Source organism: Psychrobacter sp. CAL346-MNA-CIBAN-0220 (assembly GCF_040309805.1).
Lineage (GTDB): Bacteria > Pseudomonadota > Gammaproteobacteria > Pseudomonadales > Moraxellaceae > Psychrobacter.
In genome coordinates this window covers 1-262 of record NZ_JBEOPF010000405.1, presented here as the reverse complement: position 1 = coordinate 262, position 262 = coordinate 1, and the positions used below count along the sequence as shown (strand labels likewise).

General features: G+C 38.9%; 1 protein-coding gene. It reads left to right on the top strand.

Annotation, left to right across the window (positions count from 1 at the left end):
• A partial coding sequence (locus tag AAEY88_RS14150) for a hypothetical protein (RefSeq protein ID WP_350563404.1) occupies positions 1–262 on the top strand: 262 nt, incomplete at both ends.

Below are 262 nucleotides of genomic sequence, written 5' to 3'. Positions count from 1 at the left end.
CGTAAAGGTGACGGCAGTGTTGATGCTTATGCAATCGCGCCTTATAACGTTGGTAATGTTTTCGAAAAAGCGTGGGATAAATCAAAACAACCCAATCAATGGTTGGCTCTTAATGAGTTAATTGAAAGCTATCAACCCAATACCATAGGTGTTAATCAATCGGAACATTGGGCTCACGCCGATGGACTAGTCGCAACAGATAAAGAAAATTTGTTAGCGCATTTACCCGAAAAATATAAAACAAAAATAGTTTCAGCTGAAC